A 14120-nucleotide genomic window follows, 5' to 3' on the forward strand; every position below is an offset into this window, starting at 1 on the left:
ACCGGATCGGCCCCGCAAGACGGCGGGCCGGGTTCGAATTGTCTGCAAGGGGAGGGTGGAACAGGAAGGAATGGGCCCATGGAAAAGGTGCCGATGCTGGCAGAGGGCTATGAGAAGCTTACCGCGGACCTCAAGGCGCTGCGCGCCGAGCGCCCGCTGATCGTCGACGCGATCGAGGAAGCGCGCGCCCACGGCGACCTGTCGGAGAACGCCGAGTATCACGCGGCGAAGGAGCGTCAGGGCCAGGTCGAGGCGCAGATCGCCGAACTGGAAGACAAGGTCAGCCGTGCGCAGATCATCGATCCCTCGACCCTGTCGGGCGACAAGGTCATCTTCGGCGCGACCGTGACCCTGCTCGACGAGGACGACAAGCCGATCCGTTACCAGATCGTCGGCCAGACCGAAGCCGATGCTGCCAAGGGCCGGATCAGCTACAATTCGCCGATCGCCCGTGCCCTCATCGGCAAGCAGGTCGACGAAGAGGTCGAAGTGACTGTCCCTTCGGGTGACAGGTTCTACCTGATCCAGAAGATCGAATTCATCTAGGCTGCGGGACGCCGGTCCGGCGCCTCGCCCTTGGCCCGGTTTCCGATCCGGAAGCCGGGCCACGCCACGTCAGGCGCCTGGGTCCAGCAGCTTGTGCAGGTGCACGACGACGTATTTCATCTCGGCGTCGTCGACCGTGCGCTGCGCGTTCGCGCGCCAGGCGTCGACCGCCGCATCGTAATTGCTGAAAACGCCGGCGACATGGATGCTTTCGGGATCGGCAAAGGTGACGGCCCGCGGGTCCGTCACACGGCCGCCCATGACCAGGTAGAGCGTCTGCTTGGCTTCTTTTTCTTCCATCGAACTGCTTTCTCGGGTGGGGAGGGGAGAATGGCCCGCCCCATAGCGAAAGCGGCGCGACAGGCAACCCTGTCGCGCCGCTTCGGCTTCGTATCCGCTCGTCGATCAGTGCGTGAAGCGCGTCTTGATCGAACGGGCTGCGCGCGAGCCGGTACGAGCCGCCTTGCGCGACCCGGCGCGCAAGGCATCCCCGGCCACATCGAGCTTGTAGGCTGCGTCGCGCCGCATGCCCCGCGCCGCAGTGGCCGCCGTATCGCCGAAATCTTCCAGCTTGTCGCTCGCGTACTGCGTCGCATTGCCCGCCCCATCGAGTGCGCGGGCGCCATAGGCCAGCGCAGCGTCGAGAGCGAGGCCCGCCAAAGCCCCGCCGCGACGGCCTAGGCGACGACCAGGGCGCGTCATCGCCCCGATTGCGAGACCAACGGCGATCGCGCCACCGACGACTGCGAACGGATGCTTTTTGGTGAATTCGAGCGCGCTATCCGCCGCGTCCTTCGCCTGATCGGCGAAACTGCGTTCCGCATTGCGTTTCTCGCTGGCTTCGATCTTCGCGCGCAACTGCTCGCGCTTCTGTTCGTCGCTGAGCTTGCTATCGGCGCTGATGGGGGTGACGTTGCTGGTTTCGGCTGCTTCGGCCATGGAATCCTCCGGATGTGGTGTTCCCTGCTATAACGGACGGGCCTGCGTCAATGTTCCGCCAGTTCGTCGCGGTCGGCTGCCGCATCGTCGCTGTCACCGAAACCCAGAATGTCGAGAATGGGGTTGCGCGCAAACCAGACGAGGATGGCAGCGACCAGCGCCGCAAGTGCGCCCTTGTTGTCGTCAGCAACCTCGAGCGCTTCTTCGTAGATTTCGAGCGCGCCGTCTTTCACGCTGCCAAGAGCGCGCGCGGCTATGCCTTTTCGCTCGAGCCCGGTCTTGAGGTGTTCGACATCCGCCTCGACGAGCGCGCGCGCGGAGTCGCGCAGGTAGCGGTCCTCCATCATGCGGGTTTTCCGGTCAGTCATTCGCCGTCCTCCGCGAAGGCGTCGCGAATGTCGTCGAGCCGGCCCTTGAGCAGGCGCAGCAGGATCACGCCGGCAACGATCAGTGCCAGCGTCACGACCGCGGTGGCGCCCCAGGCCCCGATAAGCGGCACGAGCGCGATGACGAGGCCGACGGCCCCGGCAATGAGGGCGAGGTGGAAAACCCCGAATGCAGCAAGGCCGAAGGCGATCGCGCCTTTGGCCCTGTTGGCTGCAAAGCCTGCGCGGCTCTTCTGGAAGGCGAGCTCAGCTTCCGCATAGGTCTTGCCATCCGATACCAGTGAAATGACGTCGTCCACCAAGGACGGTCCGGACCCCTTCTGGTCGACGTCGTCCGGCCCGTAGTCGTCAGGCAGATCGAGCGGACCGTGATAGTCACCGGTCCGCCCGGTCTCGTCATCCCTCATCGCAGCCCCCTGCCGCAGCGCTCAGCGCGAACGACCGAAGAGGCGCGACAGCATGAAGCCGACGACCGCGGCGATGCCGAGTGCCTTTCCGGGGCTCTTGCGGACGAATTCACGCCCATCCTCGACCAAGTCGTCGACACTTTTCTCGTCGAGCTTGGCGGCGTATTCGTCCAGCGACTTCGAAGCGGTACGGGCATAATCGCCGTACTTCGCGCCGAGCTTGTCATCGACCTGGTGCGCGTTCTCGTTCACCAGGCGGCTGAGCGAGCGCATGCCTTCGCTGGCCTTGGCTTTGCCTTCGGTCGCGAGTTCGCGACCCTTCACCTTGGCATCTTCGCCATAGCTTTTCGCTTCCGTGACCCAGTCCTCGCCGCGGCCCTTGGCCTGTTCGCGATAGGCGACTGCGCGATCGCGTCCTTCGGCCTTGAGCGCCGCAGCTCCGGCCTTGGCTTCCTCGAGGGCTGCGTTGAAGCGGGACTTTGCTTCGGCGCGGTTGCTGCTGGCGGTGGTGGTAGTGGTGGGATCGATGGTGTTGGTCACTTCTACGGTCTCCTCTGCTACGCCTTTCTGCGCCACGGTCTTGCGCGGCGCCTTGGCGGCGGTGGATGTCTTTGCGGATGCTGTCTTCGCGGCAGGTGCCTTGCGCTTCTTGGGTGCGCCGGTGCCGGTAGTTTCGGCCATTGCTGTCGTCCTTACCCTCAATTCGTATTCACTGTGCCGGATCGAGCGTGATCCGCTCTCATATTGTCCAACGCAACTTGCGCCGCGATGTTCCGATGCATAGAGCGCCAGTGCAACCCCATCTGGGGGTGTTTTATCGATTTACAACACCTTGGTCCGGAGCGCTACACCCAATGACTGCCATCATCGACCTGCACGCCCGTGAAATCCTCGATTCCCGTGGCAATCCCACGGTCGAAGTCGACATCCTGCTCGAAGACGGCAGCTTCGGTCGGGCGGCGGTGCCCAGCGGCGCGTCGACCGGTGCGCACGAGGCGGTGGAACTGCGCGATGGCGACAAGGGCCGTTACCTGGGCAAGGGCGTGACCAAGGCCGTCGATGCCGCGAATACCGAGATTGCTGACGCCATCCTTGGTCTCGATGCCGAGGACCAGCGCGACATCGACGCGGCGATGATCGCGCTCGACGGTACCGACAACAAGGCGCGGCTCGGGGCCAACGCGATCCTCGGCACCAGCCTCGCGGTCGCCAAGGCTGCGGCGAATGCCCGGGGCCTGCCGCTTTACAGCTACATCGGCGGGGTCTCCGCGCATGTCCTGCCGGTCCCGATGATGAACATCATCAACGGCGGCGAGCATGCCGACAATCCGATCGACATCCAGGAATTCATGGTGATGCCGATCGGGGCGAACAGCCTCGCCGAAGCCGTGCGGTGGGGTGCCGAGGTCTTCCACACCCTGAAGAAGAAGCTGCACGAGAAGGGCCTTGCGACTTCGGTCGGGGACGAGGGAGGCTTTGCTCCCAACCTTGCCAGCACGCGCGATGCGCTCGACTTCATAATGAGCTCGATCGAGCAGGCCGGGTTCAGGCCGGGCGAGGAGATCGCGCTCGCGCTCGATTGCGCCTCGACCGAATTCTACCGCAACGGCAAATATGAAATCTCCGGCGAGAACCTTTCGCTTAGCGGCCACGAGATGGCGGAATATCTCGACAAGCTCTGCTGCGAATATCCCATCCGCTCGATCGAAGACGGCATGGCGGAAGACGATTTCGAAGGCTGGAAGGCCCTGACCGACCGCATCGGCGACACGATCCAGCTGGTGGGCGACGACCTGTTCGTCACCAATCCGAAGCGACTGTCCACCGGTATCGAGCAGGGCCTCGCCAACTCCCTTCTGGTCAAGGTCAACCAGATCGGCACGCTGTCCGAAACGCTCGATGCCGTCAGCATCGCCAATCGCGCGAGCTACACGGCCGTCATGTCGCACCGGTCGGGAGAGACCGAAGATGCCACGATCGCCGACCTCGCGGTGGCGACCAATTGCGGGCAGATCAAGACCGGCTCGCTCGCGCGTTCGGACCGGCTTGCCAAGTACAACCAGCTGATCCGGATCGAGGAAGAACTGGGCACCAGCGCGGTCTATGCCGGCGCGGCGTGCTTCGGTCGCATCGGGGCGTAAGTCCGCCCCCTGCAACCGGAAATGATTGTCAGGCTCGTCGCCGCGCGATAGCCTTCGGCCAAGTTCTCTGGGGAGAGGAACTTGGTGGATTTTCCGGCGCATCCCGATGCGGTGACGGCAGAATGGCTTGGCGAGGTACTGTCCGCGCGCGTGGATAGCGTGCGCTGGGAACCGATCGGAACCGGACAGGTGGGGGACAGCGTACGTTTCCATCTCGAGGGGGCCGGGGTGCCCGCCACTTTGGCCGGCAAATTCGCCGCCGAAGACCAGACCAGTCGCGGCACGGCGGTCATGTTCGGGCTCTATCGCAAGGAGGTCGAATTCTATCGCCAGGCGGCACCGCGCCTCGACGTCCGCGTGCCCCGAGTGCATTTCGCGGGACTCGGCGCCGATGGCGGCGAGTTCATCCTCCTTTTCGAAGACATGGGACCCGCACGACAGGGCGACCAGATCCGCGGATGCGGGGTTGAGGACGCGCGCGCGGCCATGCGCCAGGCCGCCGCGATCCATGCGCCCAGTTGGGGCGTGGGGGAGCTCGTCGAAGCTCCGTGGCATACCCCGCCGGAAGGGTTGGGGCAGAAGCTCGGCGCGCTCTATCCCCAAGCCCAGGCTGTCTGGCGCGAGCGGTATGCCGATACGCTCGATCCGGCGATGATGCGGCTGTGCGAGGAAATCGCCGAACTGAGCGAGGCCTTCTTCACCCGCGAAGATCGACCGCAATGCATCGTCCATGGCGATTTCCGGCTCGACAACATGTTGTTCGACATTCGCGGGGGTGCGGAACCGCTCGCGGTGCTCGACTGGCAGACCGTGACCGCGGGCAAGGCCATGACCGACGTCGGATACTTCATGGGTACCGGCATCGGCGAGGCGTTGTGGCGCGAGCACGAGGATGACCTGCTCGACCTGTGGCTCGCGGAAATGGAAACCCGCGGCAGGCCGCTGTCCCGCGAGGACATCTGGCACGACTACCGTGTCGGTATCCTCTCGGGCGTTACCACGGCCGTGTTCAGCGCTGCCTTCGTCGAGCGTACGGAGCGCGGCGACGCGAATTTCCTTTCGATGGCGCGCGGGGGATGTTCGCTTGCCCTGGCGCGTGACAGTCTTTCGGCCTTCAAGGAGACGCTCTGATGGTTTTGTCGCGCGGAGACGATTTTCCCATCCACCAGACCCCTGAACCGGTCGCCTACGCGGGCACCGACCGCAATTTCTACGATCGCTACTTCTTCAACGGCTATGCGCTCGACGGCAGCGGGTTCTTCGCGGTCGCGCTGGGCATCTATCCGCATCTCGACGTCGTCGACGCCCATTTCAGCGTGATCCGCGACGGGGTGCAGCACTGTATCCATGCGAGCGCCGAGCTGGGGATGGAGCGGATGGTGATGCGCGCCGGCCCGATTGCGGTCGAGGTGGTCGAGCCACTCGACAAGCTGCGGGTGGTGGTGGACGATTTCGAGGGCATATCTGCAGATCTGGCCTTTATCGGCCGCAGCTTCCCGATCGAGGAACCGCGCTTCACCCATCGCATCGGGCCGCGGGCATTCATGGATTATACCCGCATGACCCAGAACGGGCGCTATCAAGGCTGGATCGAAGTCGATGGCGACCGGCGGGAACTGGCCGAAGGCACCATGGGCACGCGCGACCGCAGCTGGGGGGTACGGCCGGTCGGCACGCGCGATCTCCAGCCCATGCCGGGCCACACGCTGCCGGGGTTCTTCTGGCAGTGGACCCCGATCAATTTCACCAACGGCAGCCTTTTCTTCCACGTCAACAACGACGAGCATGGAGAAGCGTGGAATACCCGTGCAGCCTGGGCGCAGGAGGGCGCGACGGCAAGCGACCTGACCGAAGGCCATGGCAGCATGCGCACGCGGCTTGCCGCCGGCACGCGCTGGCCCAGTGGCGGCACCCTGTCCCTCGCGCTGCGCGGTGCGCCAGAACAAGTGACCTTCGAACCGCTCGGCCGGTTCCAGATGCGGGGGTTGGGCTATACCCATCCGGACTGGAACCACGGGCTTTATCACGGCCTGCTAAAGGTCGTTCGCGAGGACATCGCTCTCGAAGGGCTCGACCCGCTCGCGCCGGAGAACCTGCATGTGCAGATCCCGGTCCGGGTGCGGGGAAGCGGCGGTGAGGAAGGGATCGGCGTGTTCGAACAGCTGATCATCGGCCCGTTCTCTCCGCTCGGCCTGTCGGAATTCCTGGACGGCGCGGACTAGCGCGCCAGCAACAGGGTGACGACGCCCGCGAAAATGATCGCGCCGCCGGCCAGTTTGAGGCGGTCTGCCTTCTCGCCGAGGAACAGCACCGCGATGACCAGCGCAAACAGGATCGAGCTTTCGCGCAGCGGAGCGAGGCGGGGAAGTTCGCCGACTGAATAGGCCAGCATGGCAAGGCCATAGCTTACGACGCCCATGGCTCCGGCGAGGACGCAGGGCCGCCAGTTGGCTCTGGTATAGGCAATGAAATCCCGGCCGCGCCATGCCCCGAAGGCCGCACCGATCACCGCGCCGAGGACAAAAAAGGCCCAAGCGATGTAGGATAGGGGCGAGGGTGCTGCCCTGACGCCACCGGCGTCCAGGACGGTGTAGCAGGCCACCGCCAGTCCGGTGAGAAGCGAGTACCCGAGCGCGGCGCGGCTCAGGTTGCGCCCGATGGCGCTGAGAAGGATGCCCGTGGTGACGAGGCCCATGCCGATGGCCACAGGGAGGGTGATCGCATCGCCAAGCAGGACAACCCCGCCCAGCGCCGCGAATACGGGCGCCGTGCCGCGCATGACCGGATAGCTCGCGCTCATGTCCGCCACCTCGAACGCGCGGACGAGCGCGAGGAAATAGACCGCATGGACCGCGAGCGACCCCGCCAGCCACCCCCAAGCTCCGTGCGGGGCCGGGAAGAAAAAGATCGCCGGCAGAACCAGCAACCCGCCGCTCAGGTCGATCAGCGCCCTGCTCGCGAGCTTGTCGTCGCCCGATTTGAGAACGGCGTTCACCACTGCATGGATCGCCCCGGAAGCGATCATCATGAAAGCGGCGATCTCGACCATTCAGGTCAACGCGCGAACCGTTGCTGCAGTTCGAGCAGGGCGATGGCCGCCTTGGCAGCCTCGCCGCCCTTGTCCTTCTGCGCGGCGTCTGCGCGGACGAGCGCCTGTTCCTCGTTCTCGACCGTCAGGATGCCGTTTCCGATCGCCAGACCGTCCATCGTCAACGCCATGATCCCGCGCGCGCTCTCGCCGGCGACGATCTCGAAATGATAGGTCTCGCCGCGGATGACCACGCCGATGGCGACATAGCCGTCGTAGAGTTCACTCTCAGAAGCGAGCGCGATCGCGCCGGGGATCTCGAGCGCACCGGGCACGGTCAGCACCTCGGCCTCGTGGCCCGCCGCTTCGAGCGCCGCCCTGGCGCCTGCGATCAGCATGTCGTTGAGGTGGTCGTAGAAACGCGCTTCGACGATCAGGAACTTGGCCATGGGGTCACTCCGGAATGGGCATGTGGTCGACGATGTTGAGGCCGTAGCCCTCGATCGCGACGACGTTGGGCTGGGAATTGCTCAGCAGGATCATCTCATGGACGCCGAGGTCGGCGAGGATCTGCGAACCGATGCCGACATTGCGGACCTCGTCGCTCTCGCCATAACCGGTCGCGGGGCGGCCGGTAATGATGACGATCACCCCCGAACCATGCTCGCCCACCGCTTGCATCGCCCGCTGGAGCGTGCGCTTGCGCGGGCCGGGCTTGCCGAGCACGTCGTCGAAGATCGAGATCGGGTGGACGCGGGCGAGGGTGGGCTGGCCTTCGACGACGTGGCCCTTCTGAAGGACGTAGCTTTCGCTGCCGTCGACCTTGTTGCGATAGGTCAGCATCCGCCAGTCGCCGCCGTAATCAGATCCGAAGGCGTCCTCGGCCGTGCGTTCGACGAGGTGATCGTGACGCATGCGGTATTCGATCAGGTCGCGGATCGTCCCGATCTTCATGTCGTGCTTGCGCGCGAAGGTGACGAGATCGTCGAGGCGCGCCATCGTCCCGTCCTCGTTCATGATCTCGCAGATCACGCCGGATGGGTTGAGACCGGCAAGGCGCGAGATGTCGACCGCTGCCTCGGTATGGCCGGCGCGCACCAGCACGCCGCCATCGCGCGCGGCCAGCGGGAAGACGTGCCCCGGCGTGACGATGTCGTCCGGCCCCTTGCTCGAATCGATGGCCACCGAAACGGTGCGCGCGCGGTCGGCGGCGCTAATGCCGGTGGTCACGCCTTCCTTCGCCTCGATCGAGGTCGTGAACGCGGTCTGCATGCTCTCCCGGTTGTCGCGGCTCATGGGTTCGAGGCCCAGCGCTTTCACGCGCTTGCGGTCGAGCGAGAGGCAGATCAGTCCGCGGCCGTGCGTCGCCATGAAGTTGATCGCATCGGGTGTGGCCATCTGCGCCGGGATGATGAGGTCGCCCTCGTTCTCGCGGTCCTCGTCATCGACGAGGATGTACATCCGGCCGTTGCGTGCTTCGTTGATGATTTCCTCTGCGCCCACGATCACGGGTGTGTCGTCATTGGCTTCGAGAAATCCCTCCAGCTTGGCGAGAGTTTCGGCGGTGGGGTTCCACCCGTCCTCGGTGCAGTCGCGCAGCGTATTGGCATGGAGCCCGGCAGCGCGGGCGAGCCCGGCGCGGGTCATGAGACCCTGCGAGACGAGCGAGCGGACTTTGTCGATGGTGTTCATGCCGCGCTGCTATCACATCACAATGTGATACGGAATGCATTATTCACATTCGATGTGAGAAAAGGACGACAAAGACAATAGTCCCGCCTGCAAGTCACGCGAATTGTTAGAGAAGGTGGTGGACGCACTAGGGCTCGAACCTAGGACCCGCTGATTAAGAGTCAGCTGCTCTACCAACTGAGCTATGCGTCCACACTGCGGCTTGCCGCTCGCCCGTGTGGGGGCGCCCCGACTCGGGGGAGGCGCTCATATAGCGGGCCTCTCGCGGATTGAAAGGCCCTTTTTTGGCCTCAGGAAATGAGCCCGGTGCGCGGCGCCTTGCGGTTCCAGCGATTGACCATCATCAGCGACCCGATGCAGATCATATTGGTCATCATCGAGCTGCCCCCATGGCTCATGAAGGGCAGGGGAATACCCACGACGGGCGCCAGTCCCATCACCATCATGAGGTTGATCGCGACATAGAAGAAGATCGTCGCCGTCATGCCGGTCGCCAGCAACTTCGCGAAACGGTCCTGGCTGTTCCGTGCGACCGAGAGTCCCCAGCTCAGGATGAAAGCGAAAGCGCCGATCACGACTATACCGCCGAGGAACCCCCATTCTTCCGCCATCGTCGCGAAGATGAAATCGGTGTGCGGTTCGGGCAGGTAATTGAGGTGGCTTTGCGAGCCTTCGTTGAAGCCCTTGCCGGAAAACCCGCCCGAACCGATCGCAATCTTCGACTGGGTGATGTGATAGCCATCGCCCAGCGGGTCGCTTTCCGGGTCGAGGAAGGTGAAGACGCGCTTTTGCTGATAGGGCTGGAGCCCGAAGAAAAATGCGACGGGGGCAAGGATCGCACCTGCCAGTCCGGCTCCGACGAACCAGCGGAGCGGCAGGCCGGCGACGAACATCACGACGAAACCGCCAAAGGCAATTGCCAGCGATGTGCCGAGGTCGGGCTGGAGCAGCACGAGCGCTACGGGAAACCCGATTAGCGCGCCCGCCGGGACCAGCGATCGCCAGGTGGGGATCATCCCGATCGGCAGGTTGGCATAGAACCGGGCCAGCACCAGGACGATGGCGGGCTTCATCAGTTCCGAGGGCTGCAACTGCATGAAACCCAGGTCGAGCCATCGCTGGCTGCCGCCCCCGACGAAGCCGATGGCTTCAACAAAAACGAGCATGACTATAATGACGCCGTAGATCGGAAACGCGAAGAACTGGGCGAGGTCCTTGCCGAACCGGCTCATCACCACGGCCATCATCAGAAAAACCGCAAAGCGAACCAGGTGCGACGCTGCATAGGGTGTCCAGGAACCCCCTGCTGCCGAAAACAGGACAAGCGCCCCGAAACCGATCAGCACGAATAGCGGAAAGAGCATCTGCCATGGCTGCCGCGCTACAGGCGCGGGTACGATGCTGCTCATTGCGGGTTGTCCGCCGGTGCGGATGGGGTCTCGCCGGATGTGGCTGGAGCGATCGGGTCAGCCGCTCCGGAAGACCGGCTGACTTCTTCCGGTGAGCGCGTGTCGACGCGGGAGGGATTGGATTCCTCGGCAATACTTTCGGGTTGTCGCGCCGCCACGCGCGCCTCGGCTTCGACCTGGTCGAAGATATCCTCGTCCCGCGATGGTGCGGGCGGTACTGCTTCGCCCTTCGCCGCGGCATATGCCCGGTACTTGGCATCGAGACGCTGCTGCGCCGTACCGCCCCACTGCTCCTCCAGGGGACGGAGCGCGTCCATCCCCTTTGCCGGATCGAACAGGAAAGTCATGACGTCGCGCGCGATGGGATAGGCTGCGCCGGAACCGCCGCCGTGTTCGATTACCACAACTCCAGCATACTTCGGCTTGTCGAACGGAGCGAAGAACACGAACAGGCCGTGATCGCGATATTTCCACGGCCCGGTCTTGCCGTTCGACACGCTGAGCGACACGACCTGCGCCGTGCCGGTCTTGCCGGCCATCTTGATGTCGTCGAACGGCAGCCGTGCGCGTCCGGCGGTACCCGGGCCGTTGACCACGTCGCTCATCGCCTGGCGCACGTAGCCGATCTCGTCGGGGCTGAAGTCGAAGTGTTCGAACTTCGGCCGGTCGTCGCTTAGCAACAGCCGCGGCATGACCTTGTAACCGGTCGCCATGCGCGCGCTCATGACCGCAAGTTGCAGCGGGCTGGCAAGGTAATAGCCCTGGCCGATCGACGAGTTCACCGTGTCGAAGGGCTGCCATTCGCTGTCGTGCCTGCGCTTCTTCCACTCGGGCGAGGGGACCGTGCCGTAGAACTGGCTCATCACCGGGAGCGGGAATTCCTCGCCCAGGCCCATCTTGTGCGCCCATTCCGCGACCTTGGCGAAGCCGACCTGCTGGGCGAAATGATAGAAATAGCTGTCGCAGCTCTGGTAGATGGCCTTGGCCATGTCGACCACGCCGTGGTTGCTCCAGCAGTTGAAGAAGCGGTTGCCGATCCGGCGGCCGCCGCCGCAGATGATGGTCTCCTCGGGCTTCACCCCGGCATCCATGAAGGCCATGCAGTGCATCGGTTTCACGGTCGAACCGGGCGGGTAGAGACCCTTCAGGACCTTGTTGCGCAGCGGCACGCGCTCGTCCTCGCTAAGCATGGCGTATTCCACACGGCCGATGCCTTGCGAGAAACTGTTGGGATCGAAGCTCGGCATCGACGCCATGCAGAGCAGGTCGCCGGTGTCGCAATCCATGACCACAACCGATCCACTTTCGAGGCCGATCCGCCGCGCGGCATAATCCTGCAGCGGCCCGTCGATGGTGAGGCGCACGGGGTCTCCCTGCACGTCCTCACGCGTTTCGAGGTCGCGGACGATCCGGCCGGAGGCGGTGACTTCGACCCGCCGCGCGCCCGGGATGCCGCGCAATTCCTGCTCGAACTGCTTTTCGAGCGCGTCCTTGCCGATCTTGTAGCCGGGCGTGACGAGCAGCGGGTTGCGATCCTGCTCCTCGTACTCCTCGGCATTGGCTGGGCCGACGTAGCCGACGAGATGGCCGACCGACGGGCCGGTGGGGTAGAAGCGCGAAAAGCCGCGCTGGGGCACGACCCCCGGCAGGTCGGGCAAGCGAACGCTGACTGCGGCGAACTGTTCGTATTTGAGGCCCGAGGCGACTTCCACAGGCTGAAACCCGGGCGAATCCTCGATCCGCTTGCGCACGTCGGCCGCCTGGTTCTCGTCGAGGTCGAGGATCTTCGTGAGGGCTGCGACCGTCCGATCCGGATCGGGTGTGCGATCGGGAATGATATCGACGCGGAAGTCGGCCTTGTTCGACGCCAGCGGTGCGCCGTCGCGATCGAGCAGCCATCCGCGCCGTGGCGGAATTAGCGAGAGATTGACCCGATTGCTTTCGCTCTCGAGCTCGTATTTCTCGTTCTCCGCGATCGCGATGTAGCCCATGCGGGCGGCCAGCAGCACGCCGATGCCGCCCATCGCCGTGCCGATCGTGAAGGTGCGCCTGTCGAAGGCGTTGTCGATCGTCGTCTGGCTGACGATCGGGCGGCGACTGGGTTTGCGGAAACGGCTCATCCCAACGCCTTCCAGCGATGCAGCCGGAACCGGTCGAGCCGGGCTACGAGCCGGGCGAACAGCGGGAAGAGGAGGATCGAGAACACGACTTGGGGACCGAGGGCGACGAGCGAGTGGATCGTGGGCGTGCCACCTGAAAGGAGCCAGCCCGACAGGATATAGGCCAGCGCGATTGTACCGGCAGTGAACCAGTCCTGCCAGAAGGCGCGCCATGGCAAGCGGGTCTCGATGATCTCAATGGCGATCAGCGCCATCGACCAGGTGAAGACCGCGAAGCCGAAGGGCTGGCCGTTGAACAGGTCGTCGAACAGGCCGAGCGGCAGGCCCGCCCAGACCGGCAAAAGACCCGGGCGCACCAGGCGCCACGCAAGCAGAACCAGAAAGGCAATCGGCGGGACGATCGGCAGCGCCGTGGCGATCACGAATACCGGCAGGACCGACGCGAGCAGGATCGATGCCCAGGGAACGATCGAAGCCAGAAAGGGGGAATGCGAGCGATTGATCCGGCTGCCGTAGGCGTCGCTGCGCGCTCGCGGGTCCATCCGCTCCATCAGTCGGCAAGCTCCGTCTCGGTCGGAGTTGCGACCGCCGTGACAGCTTCGGGTTCGAAGATCGGCTCGATGGAGACGAAGTCGGTCGCGGCGGGATCGCTGACCATGCGGGCAAGGCCCCCGTCATCGGCCTTCTCGACTAGGATCGCTACTGCCGCGCCCGGGCGGTAGTATCCGCCGGCGCCGCTGGTGACGAAGAGATCGCCGACCTCGAGCGGGTTGATGCCGAGATTGATCAGCCTGATCCGGAGCAGGCCGTCGCCGCGCCCCTCGGCAAAGGCGACCGTCTCGTCCTTGGCGCGGCGCACGGGCAGCACGCTTTCGGTGTCGGTCAGCAAGAGCACGCGGGCGCTGTCGCCCCCGGTCTCGAGGATCCGCCCGACGACGCCGCGCGGCGAACGCACCGGCATGCCGACCCGAACGCCCTGGTCGCGCCCTGCGCCAACATAGGCAAAGCGCCGCGTGCTCGACGCGGTCGAGCCGACAAGCCGCGCGACGGCAACGGGTTTGACCTCGGAATCACGCAGTCCGAGCAGGCCCTTCAGGCGCAGGTTCTCCTGCCGGACCGCGTCAGCTTCGGCGAGGCGGATGCGGGCGATTTCCATCTCGCGGCGCAGCGCGGCATTCTTCGATCCGGCGCGGTAGTAGCCGCTGACCGATTCCCAGATGCTCTTGCTGCCCGTCCGGACCGTTGCAGAGGTTTCAGTGGCGGGCGAAACGGTATCCGACGCAGCGCCTCTCAGCCCGCCGAACAGATGGGGCTGGAACAGCGATAGCACAAGCAGCACGACGCCCACGAGGGCGCCGATGCCGGCAATGATGTAGCCGGTGAAAAGATTGTACTGCGCCCTACGCGAATAGCCCGAGCGCCGTTGGCCTGTCGGCGCCATCAATCAGTTCC

The 14120-nt window shown here is 64.8% G+C and carries 16 protein-coding genes and 1 tRNA gene; 4 read left to right on the plus strand and 13 right to left on the minus strand.

Annotated features, from left to right (window positions below; genetic code table 11):
* The first annotated feature begins 78 nt into the window (after positions 1 to 78).
* Complete coding sequence (greA, locus tag K3172_RS09125; RefSeq protein ID WP_221589307.1) at positions 79 to 546, plus strand: transcription elongation factor GreA; 468 nt, start codon at positions 79 to 81, stop codon at positions 544 to 546.
* 69 nt (positions 547 to 615) lie between these two features.
* Here greA and K3172_RS09130 read toward each other — a convergent pair whose 3' ends face one another.
* The 5 genes from K3172_RS09130 to K3172_RS09150 form a co-directional block, all read right to left on the minus strand.
* Entirely contained in the window at positions 616 to 846 is a 231-nt protein-coding gene (locus tag K3172_RS09130; protein WP_221589308.1) for a DUF4170 domain-containing protein, read from the minus strand.
* A 105-nt stretch (positions 847 to 951) separates the two neighbouring features.
* Positions 952 to 1485, minus strand: coding sequence for a hypothetical protein (locus tag K3172_RS09135; RefSeq protein WP_221589310.1), 534 nt, complete (start codon positions 1483 to 1485; stop codon positions 952 to 954).
* A 47-nt stretch (positions 1486 to 1532) separates the two neighbouring features.
* The gene (locus K3172_RS09140) at positions 1533 to 1853 is read right to left on the minus strand and encodes a hypothetical protein (RefSeq protein WP_221589312.1); all 321 of its coding nucleotides are present in this window, start codon (positions 1851 to 1853) and stop codon (positions 1533 to 1535) included.
* Positions 1850 to 2278, minus strand: a complete 429-nt coding sequence (locus K3172_RS09145; RefSeq protein ID WP_221589314.1) for a phage holin family protein — start codon at positions 2276 to 2278, stop codon at positions 1850 to 1852. The genes K3172_RS09140 and K3172_RS09145 overlap by 4 nt, the downstream gene beginning before the upstream one ends.
* A 21-nt stretch (positions 2279 to 2299) precedes the next feature.
* Entirely contained in the window at positions 2300 to 2959 is a 660-nt protein-coding gene (locus tag K3172_RS09150) for a hypothetical protein (RefSeq protein WP_221589315.1), read from the minus strand.
* Positions 2960 to 3132: 173 nt separating this feature from the next.
* Here K3172_RS09150 and eno point away from each other — a divergent pair, with 173 nt between their 5' ends.
* The 3 genes from eno (at position 3133) to K3172_RS09165 (ending at position 6641) form a co-directional block, all read left to right on the plus strand.
* Positions 3133 to 4419: a phosphopyruvate hydratase gene (gene eno / locus K3172_RS09155; RefSeq protein ID WP_221589317.1), complete on the plus strand. Its 1287-nt coding sequence runs from the start codon at positions 3133 to 3135 to the stop codon at positions 4417 to 4419.
* An 84-nt stretch (positions 4420 to 4503) separates the two neighbouring features.
* Positions 4504 to 5550, plus strand: a complete 1047-nt coding sequence (locus K3172_RS09160; RefSeq protein WP_345725662.1) for a phosphotransferase family protein — start codon at positions 4504 to 4506, stop codon at positions 5548 to 5550.
* Positions 5550 to 6641 carry an Rv3169 family protein gene (locus K3172_RS09165; protein WP_221589322.1) on the plus strand — a complete coding sequence of 364 codons (1092 nt, stop codon included), beginning with the start codon at positions 5550 to 5552 and terminating at the stop codon, positions 6639 to 6641. Before K3172_RS09160 ends, K3172_RS09165 begins: the two co-directional genes overlap by 1 nt.
* Here the strand turns inward: K3172_RS09165 and K3172_RS09170 are convergent.
* The 8 genes from K3172_RS09170 to K3172_RS09205 all read right to left on the minus strand — a co-directional run bounded on the left by K3172_RS09170 (position 6638) and on the right by K3172_RS09205 (position 14109).
* Positions 6638 to 7468 (minus strand): DMT family transporter, encoded by an 831-nt coding sequence (locus K3172_RS09170; protein ID WP_221589324.1) that lies wholly within the window; start codon positions 7466 to 7468, stop codon positions 6638 to 6640. The two genes, K3172_RS09165 and K3172_RS09170, sit on opposite strands and share 4 nt — an antisense overlap.
* A 5-nt stretch (positions 7469 to 7473) precedes the next feature.
* Complete coding sequence (gene ribH, locus K3172_RS09175; RefSeq protein WP_221589326.1) at positions 7474 to 7896, minus strand: 6,7-dimethyl-8-ribityllumazine synthase; 423 nt, start codon at positions 7894 to 7896, stop codon at positions 7474 to 7476.
* A 4-nt stretch (positions 7897 to 7900) separates the two neighbouring features.
* Positions 7901 to 9139, minus strand: coding sequence for a 3,4-dihydroxy-2-butanone-4-phosphate synthase (ribB, locus tag K3172_RS09180; protein ID WP_221589328.1), 1239 nt, complete (start codon positions 9137 to 9139; stop codon positions 7901 to 7903).
* Positions 9140 to 9255: 116 nt separating this feature from the next.
* Positions 9256 to 9331: transfer RNA gene (locus K3172_RS09185), tRNA-Lys, on the minus strand.
* 98 nt (positions 9332 to 9429) lie between these two features.
* On the minus strand, positions 9430 to 10548 hold the full coding sequence (gene rodA, locus K3172_RS09190) for a rod shape-determining protein RodA (protein WP_221589330.1): 1119 nt from the start codon (positions 10546 to 10548) through the stop codon (positions 9430 to 9432).
* Positions 10545 to 12668: a penicillin-binding protein 2 gene (gene mrdA / locus K3172_RS09195; protein WP_221589332.1), complete on the minus strand. Its 2124-nt coding sequence runs from the start codon at positions 12666 to 12668 to the stop codon at positions 10545 to 10547. Before mrdA ends, rodA begins: the two co-directional genes overlap by 4 nt.
* Complete coding sequence (locus K3172_RS09200) at positions 12665 to 13219, minus strand: rod shape-determining protein MreD (protein ID WP_221589333.1); 555 nt, start codon at positions 13217 to 13219, stop codon at positions 12665 to 12667. The genes mrdA and K3172_RS09200 overlap by 4 nt, the downstream gene beginning before the upstream one ends.
* Positions 13219 to 14109 carry a rod shape-determining protein MreC gene (locus K3172_RS09205; RefSeq protein WP_221589335.1) on the minus strand — a complete coding sequence of 297 codons (891 nt, stop codon included), beginning with the start codon at positions 14107 to 14109 and terminating at the stop codon, positions 13219 to 13221. The genes K3172_RS09200 and K3172_RS09205 overlap by 1 nt, the downstream gene beginning before the upstream one ends.
* Between the last annotated feature and the right edge of the window lie 11 nt (positions 14110 to 14120).

Source organism: Qipengyuania proteolytica, assembly GCF_019711565.1.
Lineage (GTDB): Bacteria > Pseudomonadota > Alphaproteobacteria > Sphingomonadales > Sphingomonadaceae > Qipengyuania > Qipengyuania proteolytica.

Coding starts and splice junctions, on each gene's coding strand:
- ribH (WP_221589326.1), bottom strand. CDS start 7,896: ATGGCCAAGTTCCTGATCGTCGAAGCGCGTTTCTACGACCACCTCAAC.
- greA (WP_221589307.1), top strand. CDS start 79: ATGGAAAAGGTGCCGATGCTGGCAGAGGGCTATGAGAAGCTTACCGCG.
- K3172_RS09130 (WP_221589308.1), bottom strand. CDS start 846: ATGGAAGAAAAAGAAGCCAAGCAGACGCTCTACCTGGTCATGGGCGGC.
- K3172_RS09150 (WP_221589315.1), bottom strand. CDS start 2,959: ATGGCCGAAACTACCGGCACCGGCGCACCCAAGAAGCGCAAGGCACCT.
- K3172_RS09170 (WP_221589324.1), bottom strand. CDS start 7,468: ATGGTCGAGATCGCCGCTTTCATGATGATCGCTTCCGGGGCGATCCAT.
- K3172_RS09205 (WP_221589335.1), bottom strand. CDS start 14,109: ATGGCGCCGACAGGCCAACGGCGCTCGGGCTATTCGCGTAGGGCGCAG.
- K3172_RS09165 (WP_221589322.1), top strand. CDS start 5,550: ATGGTTTTGTCGCGCGGAGACGATTTTCCCATCCACCAGACCCCTGAA.
- mrdA (WP_221589332.1), bottom strand. CDS start 12,668: ATGAGCCGTTTCCGCAAACCCAGTCGCCGCCCGATCGTCAGCCAGACG.
- eno (WP_221589317.1), top strand. CDS start 3,133: ATGACTGCCATCATCGACCTGCACGCCCGTGAAATCCTCGATTCCCGT.
- ribB (WP_221589328.1), bottom strand. CDS start 9,139: ATGAACACCATCGACAAAGTCCGCTCGCTCGTCTCGCAGGGTCTCATG.
- K3172_RS09135 (WP_221589310.1), bottom strand. CDS start 1,485: ATGGCCGAAGCAGCCGAAACCAGCAACGTCACCCCCATCAGCGCCGAT.
- rodA (WP_221589330.1), bottom strand. CDS start 10,548: ATGAGCAGCATCGTACCCGCGCCTGTAGCGCGGCAGCCATGGCAGATG.
- K3172_RS09145 (WP_221589314.1), bottom strand. CDS start 2,278: ATGAGGGATGACGAGACCGGGCGGACCGGTGACTATCACGGTCCGCTC.
- K3172_RS09140 (WP_221589312.1), bottom strand. CDS start 1,853: ATGACTGACCGGAAAACCCGCATGATGGAGGACCGCTACCTGCGCGAC.
- K3172_RS09200 (WP_221589333.1), bottom strand. CDS start 13,219: ATGGAGCGGATGGACCCGCGAGCGCGCAGCGACGCCTACGGCAGCCGG.